Raw genomic sequence first — 15,461 nt, 5'->3', positions numbered from 1 at the left:
ATATCCGGTGACATGACCCGCCTGTTCCTGATCCTCCTGCTGGCTTTGCCCCTGCGCCTGATGGCCGACGCGCCCCAGATCCTAGACGCCCGCGCCGAGCGGTCGGGCATGGGCTGGAAGATCAGCGTGACGCTGACGCATCCCGACACCGGCTGGGACCATTACGCCGACGGGTGGGAGGTGCGGGACATGGCCGGCAACCTTCTGGGCATGCGCGATCTGGCGCATCCGCATGGCAACGACGTGCCCTTCACCCGGTCGCTGTCGTCGGTGATGATCCCCGATGGCACCCGCAAGGTGCTGATCCGCGCGCGCTGCAACCGCGATGGCTGGGGCGATCAGGTCTACAAGCTGCGTCTGGGACGGTAGGCCGGGCCATCGCCTGGGCGGCAGGCCGAAAACAAAAGGCCCACCAAACAAAAAGGCCCGCGTCACCGCAGGCCCTTTCACATCACTTGATGTCCCGAAGGATCAGTTCACCAGACCCGCGTGGCGCATGGCCGCGCGCAGCTTGGCCTTGGTCTCATCCGTGACGGTCATCAGCGGCAGACGGACCTCATCGGAACACAGCCCCAGTTCGGACATGGCGAATTTCACGCCGCACAGACCCGGTTCCGTAAAGATCGCTTCGTGCAGGGGCGTCAGGCGGTCCTGGTACTCAAGCGCGGTCTTGTAGTCGCCGGCGGCGCAGGCGGCCTGCATCTCGGCGCAGAGCTTGGGCGCGACGTTCGCGGTGACGGAAATACAGCCGACCCCGCCCATGGCGTTGAACCCGACGGCGGTGCCGTCCTCACCGGACAGCTGCACAAAATCCGCACCGCAGGCCAGGCGCTGCGACGCGACGCGATCCAGCTTGGCGGTGGCGTCCTTGACGCCGACGATGCGCGGCAGCTTGGCCAGTTCGCCCATGGTTTCGGGCACCATGTCGATGACCGAACGCGGCGGGATGTTGTAGATGATGATCGGCAGGTCACAGGCGTCATGCATCGCGGTGAAATGCGCGATCAGCCCGCGTTGCGTCGGCTTGTTGTAATAGGGCGTGACGACCAGCGCCGCATCGGCCCCGACCTCTTCGGCGTGCTTGATCAGGCGCACGCCTTCCTTGGTGTTGTTGGCACCGGCCCCGGCGATCACGGGAATGCGGCCGGCGGCGTATTTCACCACCTCTTCGACCACGATCTCATGTTCGCGCAGCGACAGCGTCGGGGATTCCCCGGTGGTGCCGACAGGCACCAGCCCGTTCGAGCCCTGATCCACATGCCAGTCGACCAGCTTCTTCAGCGTATCCAAATCCAACTCGCCGTCCTTGAACGGCGTGACCAGGGCAGGAATTGACCCGTGAAACATGACACGCTCCTTTCGTGTGGCGGGTGGCGGAATGCCGTCCCGGTTGCGGATCTTTGCCGTATCGCCCGCGAATCCTTGAGCAACCCGGCCAAAGCCTTACATTCGTCGGGTGTCTATCCGGGTTCGGAACCAGAAATGCAAGTAGTACTGCACCGCGCCCTCTTGATCGGGCTGGTGACCCTTGGCCTGACGGCCCTGCCGGGCAATCCCGGTGCCAATGCCTCTCAGCTGATCGAGGATATCTCTCCCCGTCCGCTTGCCTCGGCCATCTCGGCGCTTGGATCGGGCGACTTTGCCCTGGCCAGACGCCTTGCCGACAGGGACGGGCCGGTTGCGGGCGACTATGTCGAATGGGTCCGCCTGCGCAGCGGCAAGGGCACCCCGGACGAAGTCCTGGCCTTCCTGGACCGCAAAGCCCATTGGCCCGGCCTTGACTACCTGCGCCGCCAAAGCGAACCCGCCTTTGCAGAGGCCAGCGATGACCAGGTCCGCGCCCTGTTCCGCGGTCACACCCCCGCCACCGGGTCCGGCGCCCTGCGCCTGGCCCGCGCGCTTGAGGCCGCCGGCGCAAAGGGAGAGGCCGAGGCGACCATCGTCCTGGCCTGGCGCACCCTTGATCTGGACGCCGAGGAACACGATGCCTTCCGCGCCCATTATGGCCCCCTGCTGCGCGACCACCACGCCGCCCGCCTGTCCGCCGCCATCTGGGAAGGCCGCACCGGCGACACCGACCGCATGCTGGACCTTGTTTCCTCCGATCAGGCCGCGCTGGCCCGCGCGCGGATCGCCCTGCGCGACAACGACAGCGATGTGAACGCCCAGATCAAGGCCGTGCCGCTGGCGCTTCAGAACGATCCCGGCCTGGCCTATGATCGTTTCAACTGGCGCATCCGCAAGGGGCTGGACGACAGCGCCAAGGACCTGCTGATCACGCAAAGCGCGATCCCCGGCGGGCTGGCGTACCCCGACAAATGGTCGAACCGCCGCCGGTCCTTCGCGCGCGAGGAAATGCGCGCCGGCAATGCGCGGCGCGCCTATGACTTGGCCGCCAACCACCAGCTGACCGAGGGCGGCGATTATGCCGATCTGGAATGGCTTTCGGGCTATATCGCCCTGCGCTACCTGGACGACCCGGCGCTGGCGTTGACCCATTTCAACCACCTGGACGAGGCCGTGCAGACCCCGATTTCCTCGGGCCGGGCCGGGTACTGGCGGGGGCGTGCGCTGGACGCGCTGAACCGCCCGGAAGAGGCGCGCGCCGCCTATGCCGCCGGGGCCGATCACCAGACGTCCTTCTACGGGCTTCTTGCCGCCGAGAAAGCCGGGATCGCCTTCGACCCCAGCCTGTACGGCACCGACACCGGAACCGACTGGCGCGAGACACCGCTGGCCCAAAGCGACCTGCGCGAGGCGGTGATGCTGCTGCGCGCCGCCGGGCAATCCTATGACGCCGAACGCTTCCTGACCCATATGGCGGAAACCGCCCCCTCGGCCGAGCTGTATGCCCTGGGCCGCATGGTCGAAGAGGCCGGCGATCCGCATCTTGAGGTCATGCTGGGCAAGGCCGCAGCCGCGCGGGGCATCGTCCTGCCACGCCATTACTACGCCATGCACCCGATGACGCAGATGACCCTGCCCGTCTCGATGGAGATGGCGCTGGCCATCGCCCGCCGGGAAAGCGAATTCGATCCATCGGTCACCAGCCATGTGGGCGCACGCGGGCTGATGCAGCTGATGCCGCGCACGGCGCAGGCCATGGCCGAAAAGGTCGGGGACACCGATGATGTCACCGGCCGCCTTGGCACCTGGGCCTATAACGCGACGCTTGGCTCGGCCTATCTGGCGCAGCTGGCGGATGAGTTCAGCGGCAATGTCCTGCTGATCTCGGCCGGGTATAACGCCGGCCCGTCCCGGTCGATCCGCTGGTCGGAACAATTCGGCGATCCGCGCGACCGGGCCACCGACCCCGTCGACTGGATCGAACACCTGCCCTTCCGCGAGACACGCAATTACGTGCAACGGGTCGCGGAAAGCCTGCCGGTCTACCGCGCCCGACTGGGTCAGACGCCCCTTCCGGTGCCCTTCAGCCTTGAACTGGGGGGATCAACGATTTCGGCGTTCCCGCCACAGGGTGAATAGACCCGCCGCGATCACGATGGCCGCCCCGATGGCCACGTTCAGGCGCACCACCTCGCCAAAGGCGAGAAGGCCGATGGCGGCGGCAAAGACCAGCTGGAAATAGGCAAAGGGCTGCACGGCGCTGGCCTCGGCCACCTCGTAGGCGCGGATCAGCAGGTAATGCCCCAGGGCGCCGGTCAGGCACAGGGTGCCCATCCAGATCCAGGCGTCCGGGGCCATCGGCACCCAGAACCAGATCCCCGCGCCGGTCATCACCACGGCCCCGCTGACCCCCGTCCAGAAGAACGAGGTCGCGGAACTGTCGCGCCGCGCCACATAGCGGGTCAACAGACCGTAAAGCGCGAACATCAGCGCAGCGGCCAGCGGCACCAGGGCCTCGATCGCGAAGACGCCAAAGCCCGGTTCCAGCACGATGATGACCCCGACAAAGCCGACGCCGATCGCCGACCACCGCCGCCAGCCGACCTTTTCACCCAGGATCGGCCCAGACAGGGCGGCCACCAGCAGGGGATAGCAGACAAAGACCGCGTGGCTTTCCACCAGCCCCAGCAGATCAAAGGCGGTGACCATCACGCAGATCTCGAAGGCCAGAAGCACCCCACGGAAGATCTGGATCAGCGGCTGTTCCGTGCGCGCCGCATTCAGCACCCCGCCCGCCTTGCGCGCCGCCAGCACGATCACGAACAGCCCGAAGAACCAATAGCGGATCATCACCACCATCAGGACCGGGTAATCCGCCACCAGATGGCGCGAGATCCCGTCCTGCACGGCAAAGACCAGGGTGGTCACGATCATCAGGATGATGCCCTGGCGGGTGTTCTGTTCAGTCATGTTCAGTCTCTGTTGCACGGGTTGCGCGGGTCATGTGGCGTTTGCGGCCATAGCCGGGCAGGCGCGTGACCTCGAACCCGGCATCGGCCAGGGCGCGGCGCACATGGCCCGCCGCCGTGTAGGTGGCCGCGGTGCCGCCGGGCGCGGTGTGGTCATGCACGGCCTGCATCAGATCCGCACCCCACAGTTCGGGGTTCTTCGCGGGGGCGAAGCCGTCCAGGAACCAGGCATCCGCCGCGCCCTGCCATGCGGGCAGGGTCTGGCGGGCGTCGCCGGTGACAATCCGCAGCTCAAGATCCGGCAGGGTGATCTCATCCCCGCCCCAATAGGGGCCAAGTTCCGTGACCAGGTCGGCGACCTCGGGGAATGCCGCCTGGGCGCGGATCATGTCCTCGGGCAGCATCGGATAGGCCTCGAAGGTGGTGAAACGCAGCCGGCCCTCGATCCCCGCTGCCCGCCAGGCCCGCAGCGCCGCCAGCAGGTTCAGCCCGGTGCCGAACCCCAGCTCGGCGATCTGGAACCCGGGTCGGAAGCGCGCGGGCAGGTCATTGCCGGTCAGAAAGACATAGCCCGTCTCTTCCAGCCCGTTTTCGAGACTGAAATAGGGGTCGTCGAACTGGGTCGACACGGGCGTCACCCCCTCGCGCCAGGACAGCTCGGGGTCGTGCGGGCCGGAGTAATCGGCCTTGGTCGGGCCCTCGTGCTGGCCGGTCATGCTGGGATCCTTTAGAAGCCGCCCTGAACGCACGGCAAGAAAGCACCGGGACGGTGCCCGACACCATGAAGCGGAGACGGGAAGATGACAAGGATCGACGTGACCATTCGCGGGGCCGGAGCCTTCGGCCTGGCCTGTGCCTGGTCCTGCGCCAAACGCGGCGCGAAGGTACGGGTGATCGACCCCTTCGGCGTGGCGGCCGGGTCCTCGGGCGGGGTGGTGGGCGCGCTGGCCCCGCATGTGCCCGAGACCTGGAACGACAAGAAACAGTTCCAGCTGGACAGCCTTCTGATGGCCAGCGCCTATTGGCAGGAAATCGAGACTGTTTCGGGGCTTTCCAGCGGATATGCCCGCCTTGGCCGGATCCAGCCCCTGGCCGATGATCATGCCGTCACCCTGGCCCGCGGCCGCGAAGAGACCGCGAAAGACCTGTGGCAGGACCACGCCACATGGCAGGTCACCGACGCCCCCGGCCCCTTTGCGCCGACCTCTCCGACCGGGCTTTTTGTCTTCGACACGCTCAGCGCGCGCATCCATCCGCGCAAATCCTGCTTTGCACTGGTCGAGGCGCTGAAGAGCTACGGAGCAGAGATCGTCACCGACGGCCCCGAGGAAGGCGCCCTGCTGCACGCCACCGGCACCCCGGGGCTGGAAGCAATGAGCACCGAGGCCGGGCGCATGATCGGCACAGGCGTCAAGGGACAGGCCGCCCTGCTGCGCCATGACGCCGGCGCGGTGCCGCAGGTCTTTGCCGGAGGCGTGCACGTGGTGCCCCATGCGGATGGCACCGTGGCGATCGGGTCGACCAGCGAACGCGACTATGACGACCCGCGCAGCACCGATGCGCAGCTGGATCAGGTCATCGCCGCCGCCCGCGCCGCCGTGCCCGCGCTGGAAGGGGCCGAGGTGATCGAACGTTGGGCCGGTGTCCGCCCCCGGTCGCGATCCCGCGCACCGATGCTGGGGGCCTGGCCCGGCAAGCCCGGCGAATACATCGCCAACGGCGGGTTCAAGATCGGCTTTGGCATGGCCCCCAAGGTCGGAGAGGTCATGGCCGACCTGATCCTGGACGGCCACGACACCATCCCCGAGGCCTTCCGCGCGTCGACCCTGTTCCCCTGATTAGGGTCTAATACAGCCAGCGAAAGGCCCGGCGCAGCAGCGCATGGGCATCGCGGGTCACGGGCCTGCCATGGGCCAGGATCAGCCGTTCGGCCGGCCAGCCCAGCACATGCTCGACCCGCCCCCGCACCACGTCGCGCGGTCGCAGCGCCATGCGGAACTTGCGCGGCACCCGGGGGGTGTCGCCAGTCATCAGATCCAGTCGCGCCACCAGCGCCCGCCACCCCCGGAAGGACCCAGGCGGCATGGCCTGCAACAGATCGGTCACGATGACCGTGGCGCTGGCGCGGTGGAAAAAGACGACCTCGTCCGCGATGCGGTTGGGGATCAGCACCTGTTCGACCTGGCCTTTCCAGTCCTCTGGCACAGCATCCCCCAGGAGAGAGGCAAACCGGATCTCTTCGCGCTTTTCCGCAACCCCCGGCGCGCCGTGGATCTGCGCCTGCGGATAGGCGACCTGCCAGGCGGGCAGGAAGACGTGGTGCAGCGCATTGGGCGCGACGATGTGGCGGACCGGGCCGGTTTCGGTGATCCAATCCGCCAGCGCCGGGGTCAGCGCCACGGGCGACCAGACGAAAAGCCCGCCGTCGGCCAGCCGGATCAGCGCCATGCGGGTCGGAAACTGGAACCCCGCCGCGCCTTCGACCTGCGGGCCGTCATGGATCCAGATGTCGGGGCCGAAGACCTGCGGCACCGGGCCTGTGCTTTGATCCTGTTCGGGGATCGGATTGTGGATTGGGTTGGCGGTAGAGTCGGCTGGGTTCGGGTCGGATCGGGTCATCGCGGGCTCCCTTCCCGATGAGCCTAGCCGGAAAGGAAAACGCGCGCCACAATCGGGCGCGCGTCCGGTGTCAGTCTCTGATGGCAAACATCAGGACGGGCCTGGGCCCAGCCTCAGGACGGGGCCTTGGCGAACCGCAGGTAGGGCAGCTTCTTGTCCAGCTTGCCGTACTTCTCTTCAGCCTGTTCGTCGTTCAGCGACAGGGCGACGATCACGTCTTCGCCCGGCACCCAGTTCGCCGGCGCAGCCAGCGGCACCTCATACGTAGCCTGCAGCGCGTCGAGGGCGCGCAGCACCTCGGCGAAGTTGCGGCCGATGGTCATCGGGTAGGTCATCGACAGCTTCAGCTTCTTGTCGGGGCCGATGATGAAGACGGACCGCACCGTCGCGCTGTCGGCCGGGGTCGGCTGATCGGGCAGCACGGCCTCTTCGGGCAGCATGTCGAACAGCTTGGCCACGTCCAGACCCTGGTCCGCGATGATCGGGAAGCCCGCGTTGGCCCCGGCAAAGCTTTCGATGTCACCCTTCCACTTCTTGTGGTCCTCGACGCCATCGACGGAAATGCCGATCACCTTGGTGCCGCGCTTGGCCCATTCGTCGGCCAGCTGCGCCACGGCCCCGAATTCGGTCGTGCAGACCGGGGTGAAATCCTTGGGGTGCGAAAACAGGATCGCCCAGCTGTCGCCGATCCAGTCGTGAAAGCTGATTTCGCCCTGATCGGTGTCCGCTTTGAAATCCGGAACGGTCGCGTTGATGCGCAGTGCCATGGTGTCCTCCGTGACGTATGACGTTTGTTTCTGCAAGGTTCCCCCCCTATCTAGAGACCACCCCGCGCATTTGCACCCCCCTCCTTGCAAGGCCGCCTTGCAAGCCCCGGGAGGCGGTGACAGATTGGCGCGGAATCTGCGGGACATTCGCCCGCGATGCGGGATGGCCCCGCGATACTTTGGTTAGGGAGAGAACCGATGATCGAGAAACGCCAATTTTACATCAACGGTGAATGGGTCGATCCCGTCACGCCGAACGACCACAATGTGATCGATCCCTCGACGGAAGAACCCTGCGCGGTGATCTCGCTTGGGTCAGCCGCCGACGTCGACAAGGCCGTTGCCGCCGCCAAGGCCGCCTTCCCCGCCTGGATGAAGCGCGCGCCCGAAGAACGGATCGCGATCGTCGAGAAGTTCCTGGAAATCTACACCGCCCGCCAGGAAGACATGGGCAAGGCCATCTCGATGGAGATGGGCGCGCCGATCGACATGGCGAAGGCCCAGCAGTGGGGTGCGGGCTTCTCGCACACGCGCAACTTCCTGAAGGCGGCGAAGGAATTCCAGTTCGTCCGCCCGCTTGGCGATCACGCCCCGAACGACCGCATCGTCTATGAAGGCTTCGGCGTCTGCGCGATGATCACGCCCTGGAACTGGCCGATGAACCAGGTGACCCTGAAGGTCATCGCAGGTCTGATCGCCGGCTGCACCATGATCCTGAAGCCGTCCGAGGAAAGCCCGCTGAACGCGCTGCTCTTCGCCGAGATGATGCACGAGGCGGGTGTGCCCGCCGGTGTCTTCAACCTGGTGAACGGCGACGGCATGGGCGTCGGATCGGCCCTGACCGGGCACGAGGATGTCGACATGGTGTCCTTCACCGGATCGACCCGCGCCGGCATCGCCATCAGCCAGAACGCCGCCGCAACCCTGAAGAAGGTGCACCTTGAACTGGGCGGCAAGGGCGCGAACGTGATCTTCGCCGATGCCGACGACAAGGCCGTGAAGCGCGGCGTCATGCACATGATGAACAACTCGGGCCAGTCCTGTAACGCGCCCTCGCGGATGCTGGTGCAGCGCGAACGCTATGACCAGGCCGTCGAGGAAGCCGCCGCAGCCGCCAACGCGGTCACCGTCGGCTCGGCCCACGAAGAAGGCCGCCACATCGGCCCGGTCGTGAACGAAAGCCAGTTCAACAAGATCCAGGACCTGATCCAGAAGGGCATCGACGAAGGCGCGAAACTGGTCGCCGGCGGCACCGGTCGCCCCGACGGGCTGAACCGCGGCTTCTTTGTCAAACCGACGGTCTTTGCGGATGCCAACAACCAGATGACCATCGCGCGCGAGGAAATCTTTGGCCCCGTCCTGACCATCATGCCCTTCGACACCGAAGAAGAGGCCATCGAGATCGCCAACGACACCCCCTATGGTCTGACCAACTATGTCCAGACCCAGGACGGTGAGCGCGCCAACCGCATGGCGATGTCGCTGCGGTCGGGCATGGTCGAGATGAACGGCCAGCCCCGCGGCGCGGGCGCACCCTTTGGCGGCATGAAGATGTCCGGCACCGGCCGCGAAGGCGGCGTCTGGGGTCTGGAAGACTTCATGGAGGTCAAGGCCGTGTCCGGCTGGGATGCCAAGACCGCCTGACCGGAACTGATCGGCACTGGACCACCCGGACCGGCCCTCCTGAAAGGCCCCCGAACGGCCTGACGGGCCTGTTTTCAAAATAAAAAGTGACGCAGATGACTCTGCGTCACTTTATTTTTTGCAATCCCTCCTTTGCGAACTAATGTATCCGGCATCGGCAGGTGGCCGTTCCGATTCATATTTCAGAAGACATGACCGACAGAGATTCCAAAAACGCGGTGAGCTTTACGCTCGCCCTGGCAAGCATCCTATTCTGCCTCTTCAGCCTTGGTCTGGGCTGGAGCCTTGGCATCGACCCGCTTGTGCGTTTTTCCACCGACCAGAACGCCATGGTCCCGGCCACCGCGCTGTGCATGGCGCTGGTTGGCTTCGCCACGATGCCGCTGGCGTCGCATACATCGGGATGGCTGCTGCAACGCCTGGCCCTGGTCCTGGCGATCGCCTTCTTGGGGTCGCTGGTGCTGCTGCGCCTGTTCGGGCTGGACCTGCCGCTTGAGGATCTGGTGATCTTTGAATCCAACCCCAATGACGGGGTCTCCGATGCAACGATCCTGGGGCTTCTTCTGCTGTCGATCGCACCCGCGATTCGCCTGAACCTGCTGCCCCTGCACGCGGACTGGCGGCTGCACGTGCCGCTGTTCGGGGCCATCGGCAGCTGCGCGGTGACCGCGGGGATTTTTGTCGATGCGCTGACGCTGGACCAGATCCCGCCTTTCACCAACATGTCGCACTACACCGCCGCACTGCTTATGTGTCTGTTCTTCGCGCAACTTCTGATGTTCGACCCGACAGCGGCCGACCTTGAAGCCGACATCGACCGGGACGACGCCAAGTTCGGCAAGGGCTAACACCGGGTCCGGCACGTCCCTCATCTTCGGCAGACTTCCGCGCGCATCTGACGGACCGCTTGCCGGAAGCCGCCCGAACGGGGCCAAATGCGCCTGTCGCACAACTTGGACCCCCGTAAATGATGCCAGTATCCCGCGCGCGCGCGTTTCTGATCCCCGTTTTCCTGACCCTCACCCTTGCCGCCTGTGGCGGCCCCGGTCCCGCCCCGCAGGCCATGGCACTGCACCCCGGCGAGACCCCCGAGATCCGGGCCCTCGTCAACAAGTACGCCGACCACTACGACGTGCCCGCCAGCCTGATCCACCGTGTCATCCAGCGCGAAAGCGACTACCGCCCCCAGGCGCGCAACGGCCCCTATTACGGCATGATGCAGATCCTGCCCGCCACCGCCCGAGGCATGGGCTTCGAAGGCCATCCCGAACAGCTTCTGGATGCCGACACCAACCTGAGATGGGCGGTGAAATACCTGCGGGGGGCCTGGCTTCTGTCTGATGGCGATGAACCCACGGCCGTCGGCTGGTACGCGCGGGGCTATTACTACGAAGCCCGCGACCGCTGCATGCTGGTCGCCACCGGGTTGCAGGACTACGAAACCCTCAGCGCCTGCCGCTAGGCATCGCCCGGAAATCAGGCTCTAGAAAGGGGCTTTGGCCTTGAAGGTCATGCCCTTGCCGCCGTCGGGGTGCAGCAGCCGCAGCTCTTCGGAATGCAGCATCAGCCGGGGATGATCCAGCGCCGCGCCGCTGGCATAGAAGGGATCGCCCAGGATCGGGTGCCCAAGCGCCAGCATATGCACCCGAAGCTGATGCGACCGCCCGGTGCGCGGCATCAGCCGCACGCGGGTCTCGTCCTCGCCATAGCGCTGCACGCGCCAGTCGGTCTGCGCCGGTTTGCCGTTCTCATGGTCCACCATCTGGCGCGGCCGGTTCGGCCAGTCGACGATCAGCGGCAGATCCACGGTGCCGGTCTTCGGCTCCAACCGGCCGGCGACACGGGCAACATAGGTCTTCTTGGTGCGGCGATGTTCGAACTGCAGCCCAAGGTGGCGCTGCGCATGAGGCGTCAGGGCAAAGACCATGATGCCCGATGTGTCGCGGTCCAGCCGATGCACCAGAAGCGCGGTCGGAAAGGCGGCCTGCACCCGTGTCAGCAGACAATCGGCCAGGTGTTCGCCCCGCCCCGGCACCGACAAAAGCCCCGACGGTTTGTCGACCAGAAGCAGTTCGTGATCTTCGTGGATCACCGAAAGCGGCGTATCGGGCGGAGTGTAGGCATCGGACATCATGCCGCCTGATAGCCTGCCGCGCGGGTCATGACCATGGGTCGGGCTACTGTCAGCTTAGCGCGCGCGCGGTGAACGTGTCGTGCAGGATCCGGGTCAGCGCCTCTGCATCGTCGTCGGTGAAGGCATCGGGCTGATCGCTGTCGATATCCAGCACCGCAATCACCGCGCCCGTCTGGTCGAAGACCGGCAGCACGATTTCCGACCGGGTCGAGGAGGCACAGGCGATATGGCCGGGGAAGGCTTCGACATCCGGGACAAGCTGCACCTGCCGCGTCCGCGCCGCCGCCCCGCAGACCCCGCGCGAAAACGGGATGACAAGGCACCCGTGGCCGCCCTGATAGGGCCCGATCTTCAGCAACTCGGGCTCGGTCACGCGATAGAACCCGGTCCAGTCGAACCTGTCGTCGGCATGGTGGATCTCGCACGACAGGGTCGCCATCAGGGCAACTGCGTCCGTCTCGCCCTCGGTCAGGCTGGCGATCGTGCGGCTCAATTCGGCGTAATCGACACTCATTCTGCGGCTCTCGCTCTCATCCAGGCGGCGGTCAGATCGACCGCCTCGCGCCCCTCGGGAATGACCTTGGTCAGGGACATGAAGGCATGCACCTGCCCCTCGAAGGTCACAAGGTCAACCCGGGTTCCCGCCTCTTCCAGCGCCTTGCCATAGCTCAGCGCGTCATCCCATAGCGGATCGTGCCCGCCCGCGATGATGAAGGCGCGTGGCTGCCCCTTCAGCTGATCCGAGAACAGCGGCGAATAGCGCGGATCGGTGACGTCCTGCCCTTCGGGGAGATAGAAGGCCTGGAACCATTCGATCCTCTTGCGCGGCAACAGCGGCTGATCCGCCAGCGCCTGCATCGACGCCGAGGACATGCGCCCATCCACCGCCGGATAAAGCAGCAGCTGCGCCCGGGGCAGCGCACCCCCCGTCCGGCCCAGATCATGCATCAAGGCGGCTGTCAGATTGGCCCCCGCGCTGTCGCCCCCGATCATCAGCCGGTCGGCGCTGACGCCCAGCCCCCCGGCCCCGTCCAGCAGCGCGGTATAGACCTGCAGGACATCATCCGGCGCGGCGGGAAACTTGTGTTCGGGCGCCAGCACGTAATCGTAGGAAATCACCCGCACCCCGGATTGCGCCGCCAGCTTCCCGCACAGCGAATGGTGACTGTCCAGCGATCCCTGAACCCAGCCGCCGCCATGCAGGTACAAAAGCGTCCACTGCGGGGCCATCGGATCGCCGCCCTCGGGCACATAGACCCGCGCGCAGCGGGGCCCTGTCAGTCCGGGCAGAGTGATCTCACTGACCACGACACCATCGGGACAGGGCTGGTCGAACTTGGCGGCCAGGGCATCCAGCTGCTTGCGGCTGTCCTCCAGCGTCGGCATCTGGTTCGGATCGCGGATCTGGGCGACCAGATCGCTGACCGCCTTGGCCTTGGCGTCGATCACCCGACCGTCCACCTGATCCAGCTTGCCCGAATAGGCGCGGCGCGCCAGCCCCTCGGGGCCGACCACCTTGATCAGCCCCCAGATCATCCGCAATGCTTTCATCCCGCCTCTCCCGATCAGGCTCTGTTCCGCTGGTTAGAGCCTGTTTTCAGACCCGTTCGATGGCAATCGCCGTACCTTCGCCACCGCCGATGCAGATCGCCGCGACACCGCGTTTCAGCCCGCGCTTTTCCAGCGCATTCAGCAGCGTCACGATGATCCGCGCGCCCGAAGCGCCGATCGGGTGACCCAGGGCACAGGCCCCGCCGTTCACGTTCACCACGTCGCGCGACAGACCCATTTCATGCATGAAGGCCATGGGCACGACGGCGAAGGCTTCGTTCACCTCCCACAGGTCGACGTCTTCCTTGGACCAGCCGATCCGCTCCAGCAGCTTCTGCGCGGCCGGGACCGGCGCGGTCGGAAACAGCGCCGGGGCCTGCGCATGGCTGGCATGGCCCAGCACGCGCGCGCGGACGTTCAGCCCCTGCGCCTCGGCCGCCGCACCGCTGGCCAGGATCAGCGCCGCCGCCCCGTCAGAGATCGAGGACGAATTGGCCGGGGTCACCGTGCCGTCCTTGCGGAAGGCGGGCTTGAGATGCGGGATCTTCTCGGGGCGGGCATTGCCGGGCTGCTCATCCGCGCCGATGGTGACCTCTCCCTTCCGGGTGGTCAGGGTGACGGGGGTGATTTCGCCGTCGAACGCGCCCGAGGCCTGGGCATCCAGCGCATTCTGCAGCGACTTCAGCGCGTAATCATCCTGCGCCTCGCGGGTGAACTGGAAGGCCTCGGCGCAATCTTCGGCAAAGGTGCCCATCAGGCGCCCCTTGTCATAGGCGTCCTCAAGCCCATCCAGGAACATGTGGTCCTGCACCTGCTGATGGCCGATCCGCGCGCCGCCGCGCATCTTGGGCAGCAGGTAGGGGGCGTTGGACATGGATTCCATGCCGCCCGCCGCGATCACATCCGCATGACCAAGCGCCAGCCGGTCAAAGGCCATCATCGCGGCCTTCATCCCCGACCCGCACATCTTGTTCAGCGTCGTCGCGGGGACGCTTTCGCCGAAACCAGCCGCGAAACCGGCCTGACGCGCGGGGGCCTGGCCCTGTCCGGCCGGCAGGACACAGCCCATCAGGACCTCATCCACCGTTTTCGCGCCCGAACCCTCCAGCGCCGCGCGCAAGGCCGCGCCGCCAAGGGTCGCGGCCTCGACCCCGTCGAATGCGCCCTGAAATCCGCCCATGGCCGTGCGGGACGCGCCCGCGATCACTACATCTTGCATGAAATCCTCCTCCGGTCAGGCCATGCATACCGGATGGTAACGATTGCCGTCTAGCTTTCCCGCTCAGCAAGGAAAGGTGGAGGCGACGATGAACCTGACAGCCGAAGATCTGGACACGGCCACCGTGATCCATGTGCCCGAGGCGCGGATAGACGCCGCCGTGGCGATCCGTTTCAAGGATTCGATGCGGGCCCTGACCGATCAGGCGGGGGAGCGGGTGATTCTGGACCTTGAAACGGTGACCTTCATCGATTCCAGCGGGTTGGGCGCCATCGTCGCCGCGATGAAACAGATGCGCGACGATCAGGCGTTGGAACTGGCGGCGCTGAACCCCAATGTGGCCAAGGTGTTTCGCCTGACCCGCATGGACACCGTCTTTACCATCCACGAGGCGCTGGAAAGGACCGACCAGGCCAATGCCGGCTGATCCTGCCCCCATGACCGCACCCTCGCCCCCCCGCACCACAGGCTGTGGACCCGGGCCGCAGTCCCAAACACAGCCCCAAACACAACCTGGTCAGATCACCCTGCCAACCGCGCCGGACAAGGTGCGCGCGGCCCTGGCCGACCTGCGCCGCCGCCTCTCTCCCCTCGGGTTCGAGGAAGAAGAACTTGGGTCGGTCGAACTTGTCACGGCCGAGGCATTGAACAACATCGTCGAACATGCTCATGGCGGGGACAGTCACGGACAGATCCGCCTGACCTGGGATTTCGGCGCAACCGGCCTTCTGATCCGGATCGAGGATGACGGAACCCCGATGCCCGACGGCCGGATGCCCCTGATGGATCATGCCGGCGCGCCGGAGCCGCCCGCGAACCTGCCCGACCTGCCCGAAGGGGGATTCGGCTGGTTCCTGATCACCGCCCTGGCCCGCAACGTGCAGTATCGCCGCGAAAGGGACCTGAACGTGCTGACCTATCGTCTGGCCGTCGGGCTGGTTGGCCAAGGATGACCGGGACTGAATGGGGCTGACCACAGCTTATCCGGTCCTGCGCCGGGTGCACTTCACGCAACGGCAATCATTATGGCGCAACCCGGGGCGCGAACCTTCGAATGGTCCAGAAATTGTCCCGATTGCTCCGCACCTGCGCCCGAAACCAACGCGATATAGAAAGGGTAGCTGCATGGCTTCCCTCGGCGTCGCGTCAATTCAGCCCCCACCCAGTACGCGGCGCCGAGGTCTACACCCCCCGGCATTGCCCAGCAAAAT

The 15,461-nt window shown here is 66.0% G+C and carries 17 protein-coding genes; 8 read left to right on the top strand and 9 right to left on the bottom strand.

Annotation, left to right across the window (positions count from 1 at the left end):
- Window positions 1–12: 12 nt before the first annotated feature.
- Window positions 13–369 (top strand): hypothetical protein, encoded by a 357-nt coding sequence (locus tag BMX99_RS07245; protein WP_093449420.1) that lies wholly within the window; start codon window positions 13–15, stop codon window positions 367–369.
- 102 nt (window positions 370–471) lie between these two features.
- Here BMX99_RS07245 and dapA read toward each other — a convergent pair whose 3' ends face one another.
- Window positions 472–1,347 (bottom strand): 4-hydroxy-tetrahydrodipicolinate synthase, encoded by an 876-nt coding sequence (gene dapA / locus BMX99_RS07240; protein ID WP_093449417.1) that lies wholly within the window; start codon window positions 1,345–1,347, stop codon window positions 472–474.
- Window positions 1,348–1,482: 135 nt separating this feature from the next.
- Here dapA and BMX99_RS07235 point away from each other — a divergent pair, with 135 nt between their 5' ends.
- Window positions 1,483–3,486 (top strand): lytic transglycosylase domain-containing protein, encoded by a 2,004-nt coding sequence (locus tag BMX99_RS07235; RefSeq protein ID WP_093449415.1) that lies wholly within the window; start codon window positions 1,483–1,485, stop codon window positions 3,484–3,486.
- On the opposite strand, the gene BMX99_RS07230 is transcribed toward BMX99_RS07235, so the two are convergent.
- Window positions 3,451–4,317, bottom strand: a complete 867-nt coding sequence (locus tag BMX99_RS07230; protein WP_093449412.1) for a DMT family transporter — start codon at window positions 4,315–4,317, stop codon at window positions 3,451–3,453. The genes BMX99_RS07235 and BMX99_RS07230 overlap by 36 nt on opposite strands.
- Window positions 4,310–5,032, bottom strand: coding sequence for a tRNA (5-methylaminomethyl-2-thiouridine)(34)-methyltransferase MnmD (gene mnmD, locus BMX99_RS07225; protein WP_093449409.1), 723 nt, complete (start codon window positions 5,030–5,032; stop codon window positions 4,310–4,312). Before mnmD ends, BMX99_RS07230 begins: the two co-directional genes overlap by 8 nt.
- Window positions 5,033–5,116: 84 nt before the next feature.
- Here mnmD and BMX99_RS07220 point away from each other — a divergent pair, with 84 nt between their 5' ends.
- Window positions 5,117–6,154 carry an NAD(P)/FAD-dependent oxidoreductase gene (locus BMX99_RS07220; protein ID WP_093449406.1) on the top strand — a complete coding sequence of 346 codons (1,038 nt, stop codon included), beginning with the start codon at window positions 5,117–5,119 and terminating at the stop codon, window positions 6,152–6,154.
- Window positions 6,155–6,161: 7 nt separating this feature from the next.
- Here BMX99_RS07220 and BMX99_RS07215 read toward each other — a convergent pair whose 3' ends face one another.
- The gene (locus BMX99_RS07215; protein WP_170848675.1) at window positions 6,162–6,935 is read right to left on the bottom strand and encodes a DUF4336 domain-containing protein; all 774 of its coding nucleotides are present in this window, start codon (window positions 6,933–6,935) and stop codon (window positions 6,162–6,164) included.
- A gap of 113 nt (window positions 6,936–7,048) precedes the next feature.
- Complete coding sequence (locus BMX99_RS07210; protein WP_093449403.1) at window positions 7,049–7,702, bottom strand: peroxiredoxin; 654 nt, start codon at window positions 7,700–7,702, stop codon at window positions 7,049–7,051.
- 198 nt (window positions 7,703–7,900) lie between these two features.
- Here BMX99_RS07210 and BMX99_RS07205 point away from each other — a divergent pair, with 198 nt between their 5' ends.
- The 3 genes from BMX99_RS07205 (at window position 7,901) to BMX99_RS07195 (ending at window position 10,808) form a co-directional block, all read left to right on the top strand.
- The gene (locus BMX99_RS07205) at window positions 7,901–9,346 is read left to right on the top strand and encodes an aldehyde dehydrogenase family protein (protein WP_093449400.1); all 1,446 of its coding nucleotides are present in this window, start codon (window positions 7,901–7,903) and stop codon (window positions 9,344–9,346) included.
- A 191-nt stretch (window positions 9,347–9,537) separates the two neighbouring features.
- A complete protein-coding gene (locus BMX99_RS07200) occupies window positions 9,538–10,194 on the top strand; it encodes a hypothetical protein (protein WP_093449397.1) in 657 nt (218 codons plus the stop codon).
- A gap of 122 nt (window positions 10,195–10,316) precedes the next feature.
- Window positions 10,317–10,808 (top strand): transglycosylase SLT domain-containing protein, encoded by a 492-nt coding sequence (locus tag BMX99_RS07195; RefSeq protein ID WP_093451168.1) that lies wholly within the window; start codon window positions 10,317–10,319, stop codon window positions 10,806–10,808.
- Window positions 10,809–10,829: 21 nt separating this feature from the next.
- Here the strand turns inward: BMX99_RS07195 and BMX99_RS07190 are convergent, their stop codons facing one another.
- From BMX99_RS07190 to BMX99_RS07175, 4 genes are read right to left on the bottom strand one after another with little or no spacing between them, the layout of a single operon-like run.
- Entirely contained in the window at window positions 10,830–11,477 is a 648-nt protein-coding gene (locus BMX99_RS07190; RefSeq protein WP_093451165.1) for an RluA family pseudouridine synthase, read from the bottom strand.
- 52 nt (window positions 11,478–11,529) lie between these two features.
- A complete protein-coding gene (locus tag BMX99_RS07185) occupies window positions 11,530–11,994 on the bottom strand; it encodes a GAF domain-containing protein (RefSeq protein ID WP_093449394.1) in 465 nt (154 codons plus the stop codon).
- Window positions 11,991–13,031 (bottom strand): alpha/beta hydrolase, encoded by a 1,041-nt coding sequence (locus BMX99_RS07180; protein WP_093449391.1) that lies wholly within the window; start codon window positions 13,029–13,031, stop codon window positions 11,991–11,993. The genes BMX99_RS07185 and BMX99_RS07180 overlap by 4 nt, the downstream gene beginning before the upstream one ends.
- 46 nt (window positions 13,032–13,077) lie before the next feature.
- Window positions 13,078–14,250, bottom strand: coding sequence for a thiolase family protein (locus BMX99_RS07175; RefSeq protein WP_093449388.1), 1,173 nt, complete (start codon window positions 14,248–14,250; stop codon window positions 13,078–13,080).
- Window positions 14,251–14,338: 88 nt separating this feature from the next.
- On the opposite strand from BMX99_RS07175, the gene BMX99_RS07170 reads away from it, so the two are divergent.
- Window positions 14,339–14,677, top strand: coding sequence for an STAS domain-containing protein (locus BMX99_RS07170; RefSeq protein WP_093449385.1), 339 nt, complete (start codon window positions 14,339–14,341; stop codon window positions 14,675–14,677).
- Window positions 14,667–15,203, top strand: a complete 537-nt coding sequence (locus tag BMX99_RS07165; RefSeq protein WP_139199455.1) for an ATP-binding protein — start codon at window positions 14,667–14,669, stop codon at window positions 15,201–15,203. Before BMX99_RS07170 ends, BMX99_RS07165 begins: the two co-directional genes overlap by 11 nt.
- Window positions 15,204–15,461 lie beyond the last annotated feature (258 nt).

The organism is Pseudooceanicola nitratireducens, assembly GCF_900109195.1.
GTDB classification, from domain to species: domain Bacteria; phylum Pseudomonadota; class Alphaproteobacteria; order Rhodobacterales; family Rhodobacteraceae; genus Pseudooceanicola; species Pseudooceanicola nitratireducens.
This window is presented reverse-complemented; position numbering and strand designations above follow the sequence as displayed.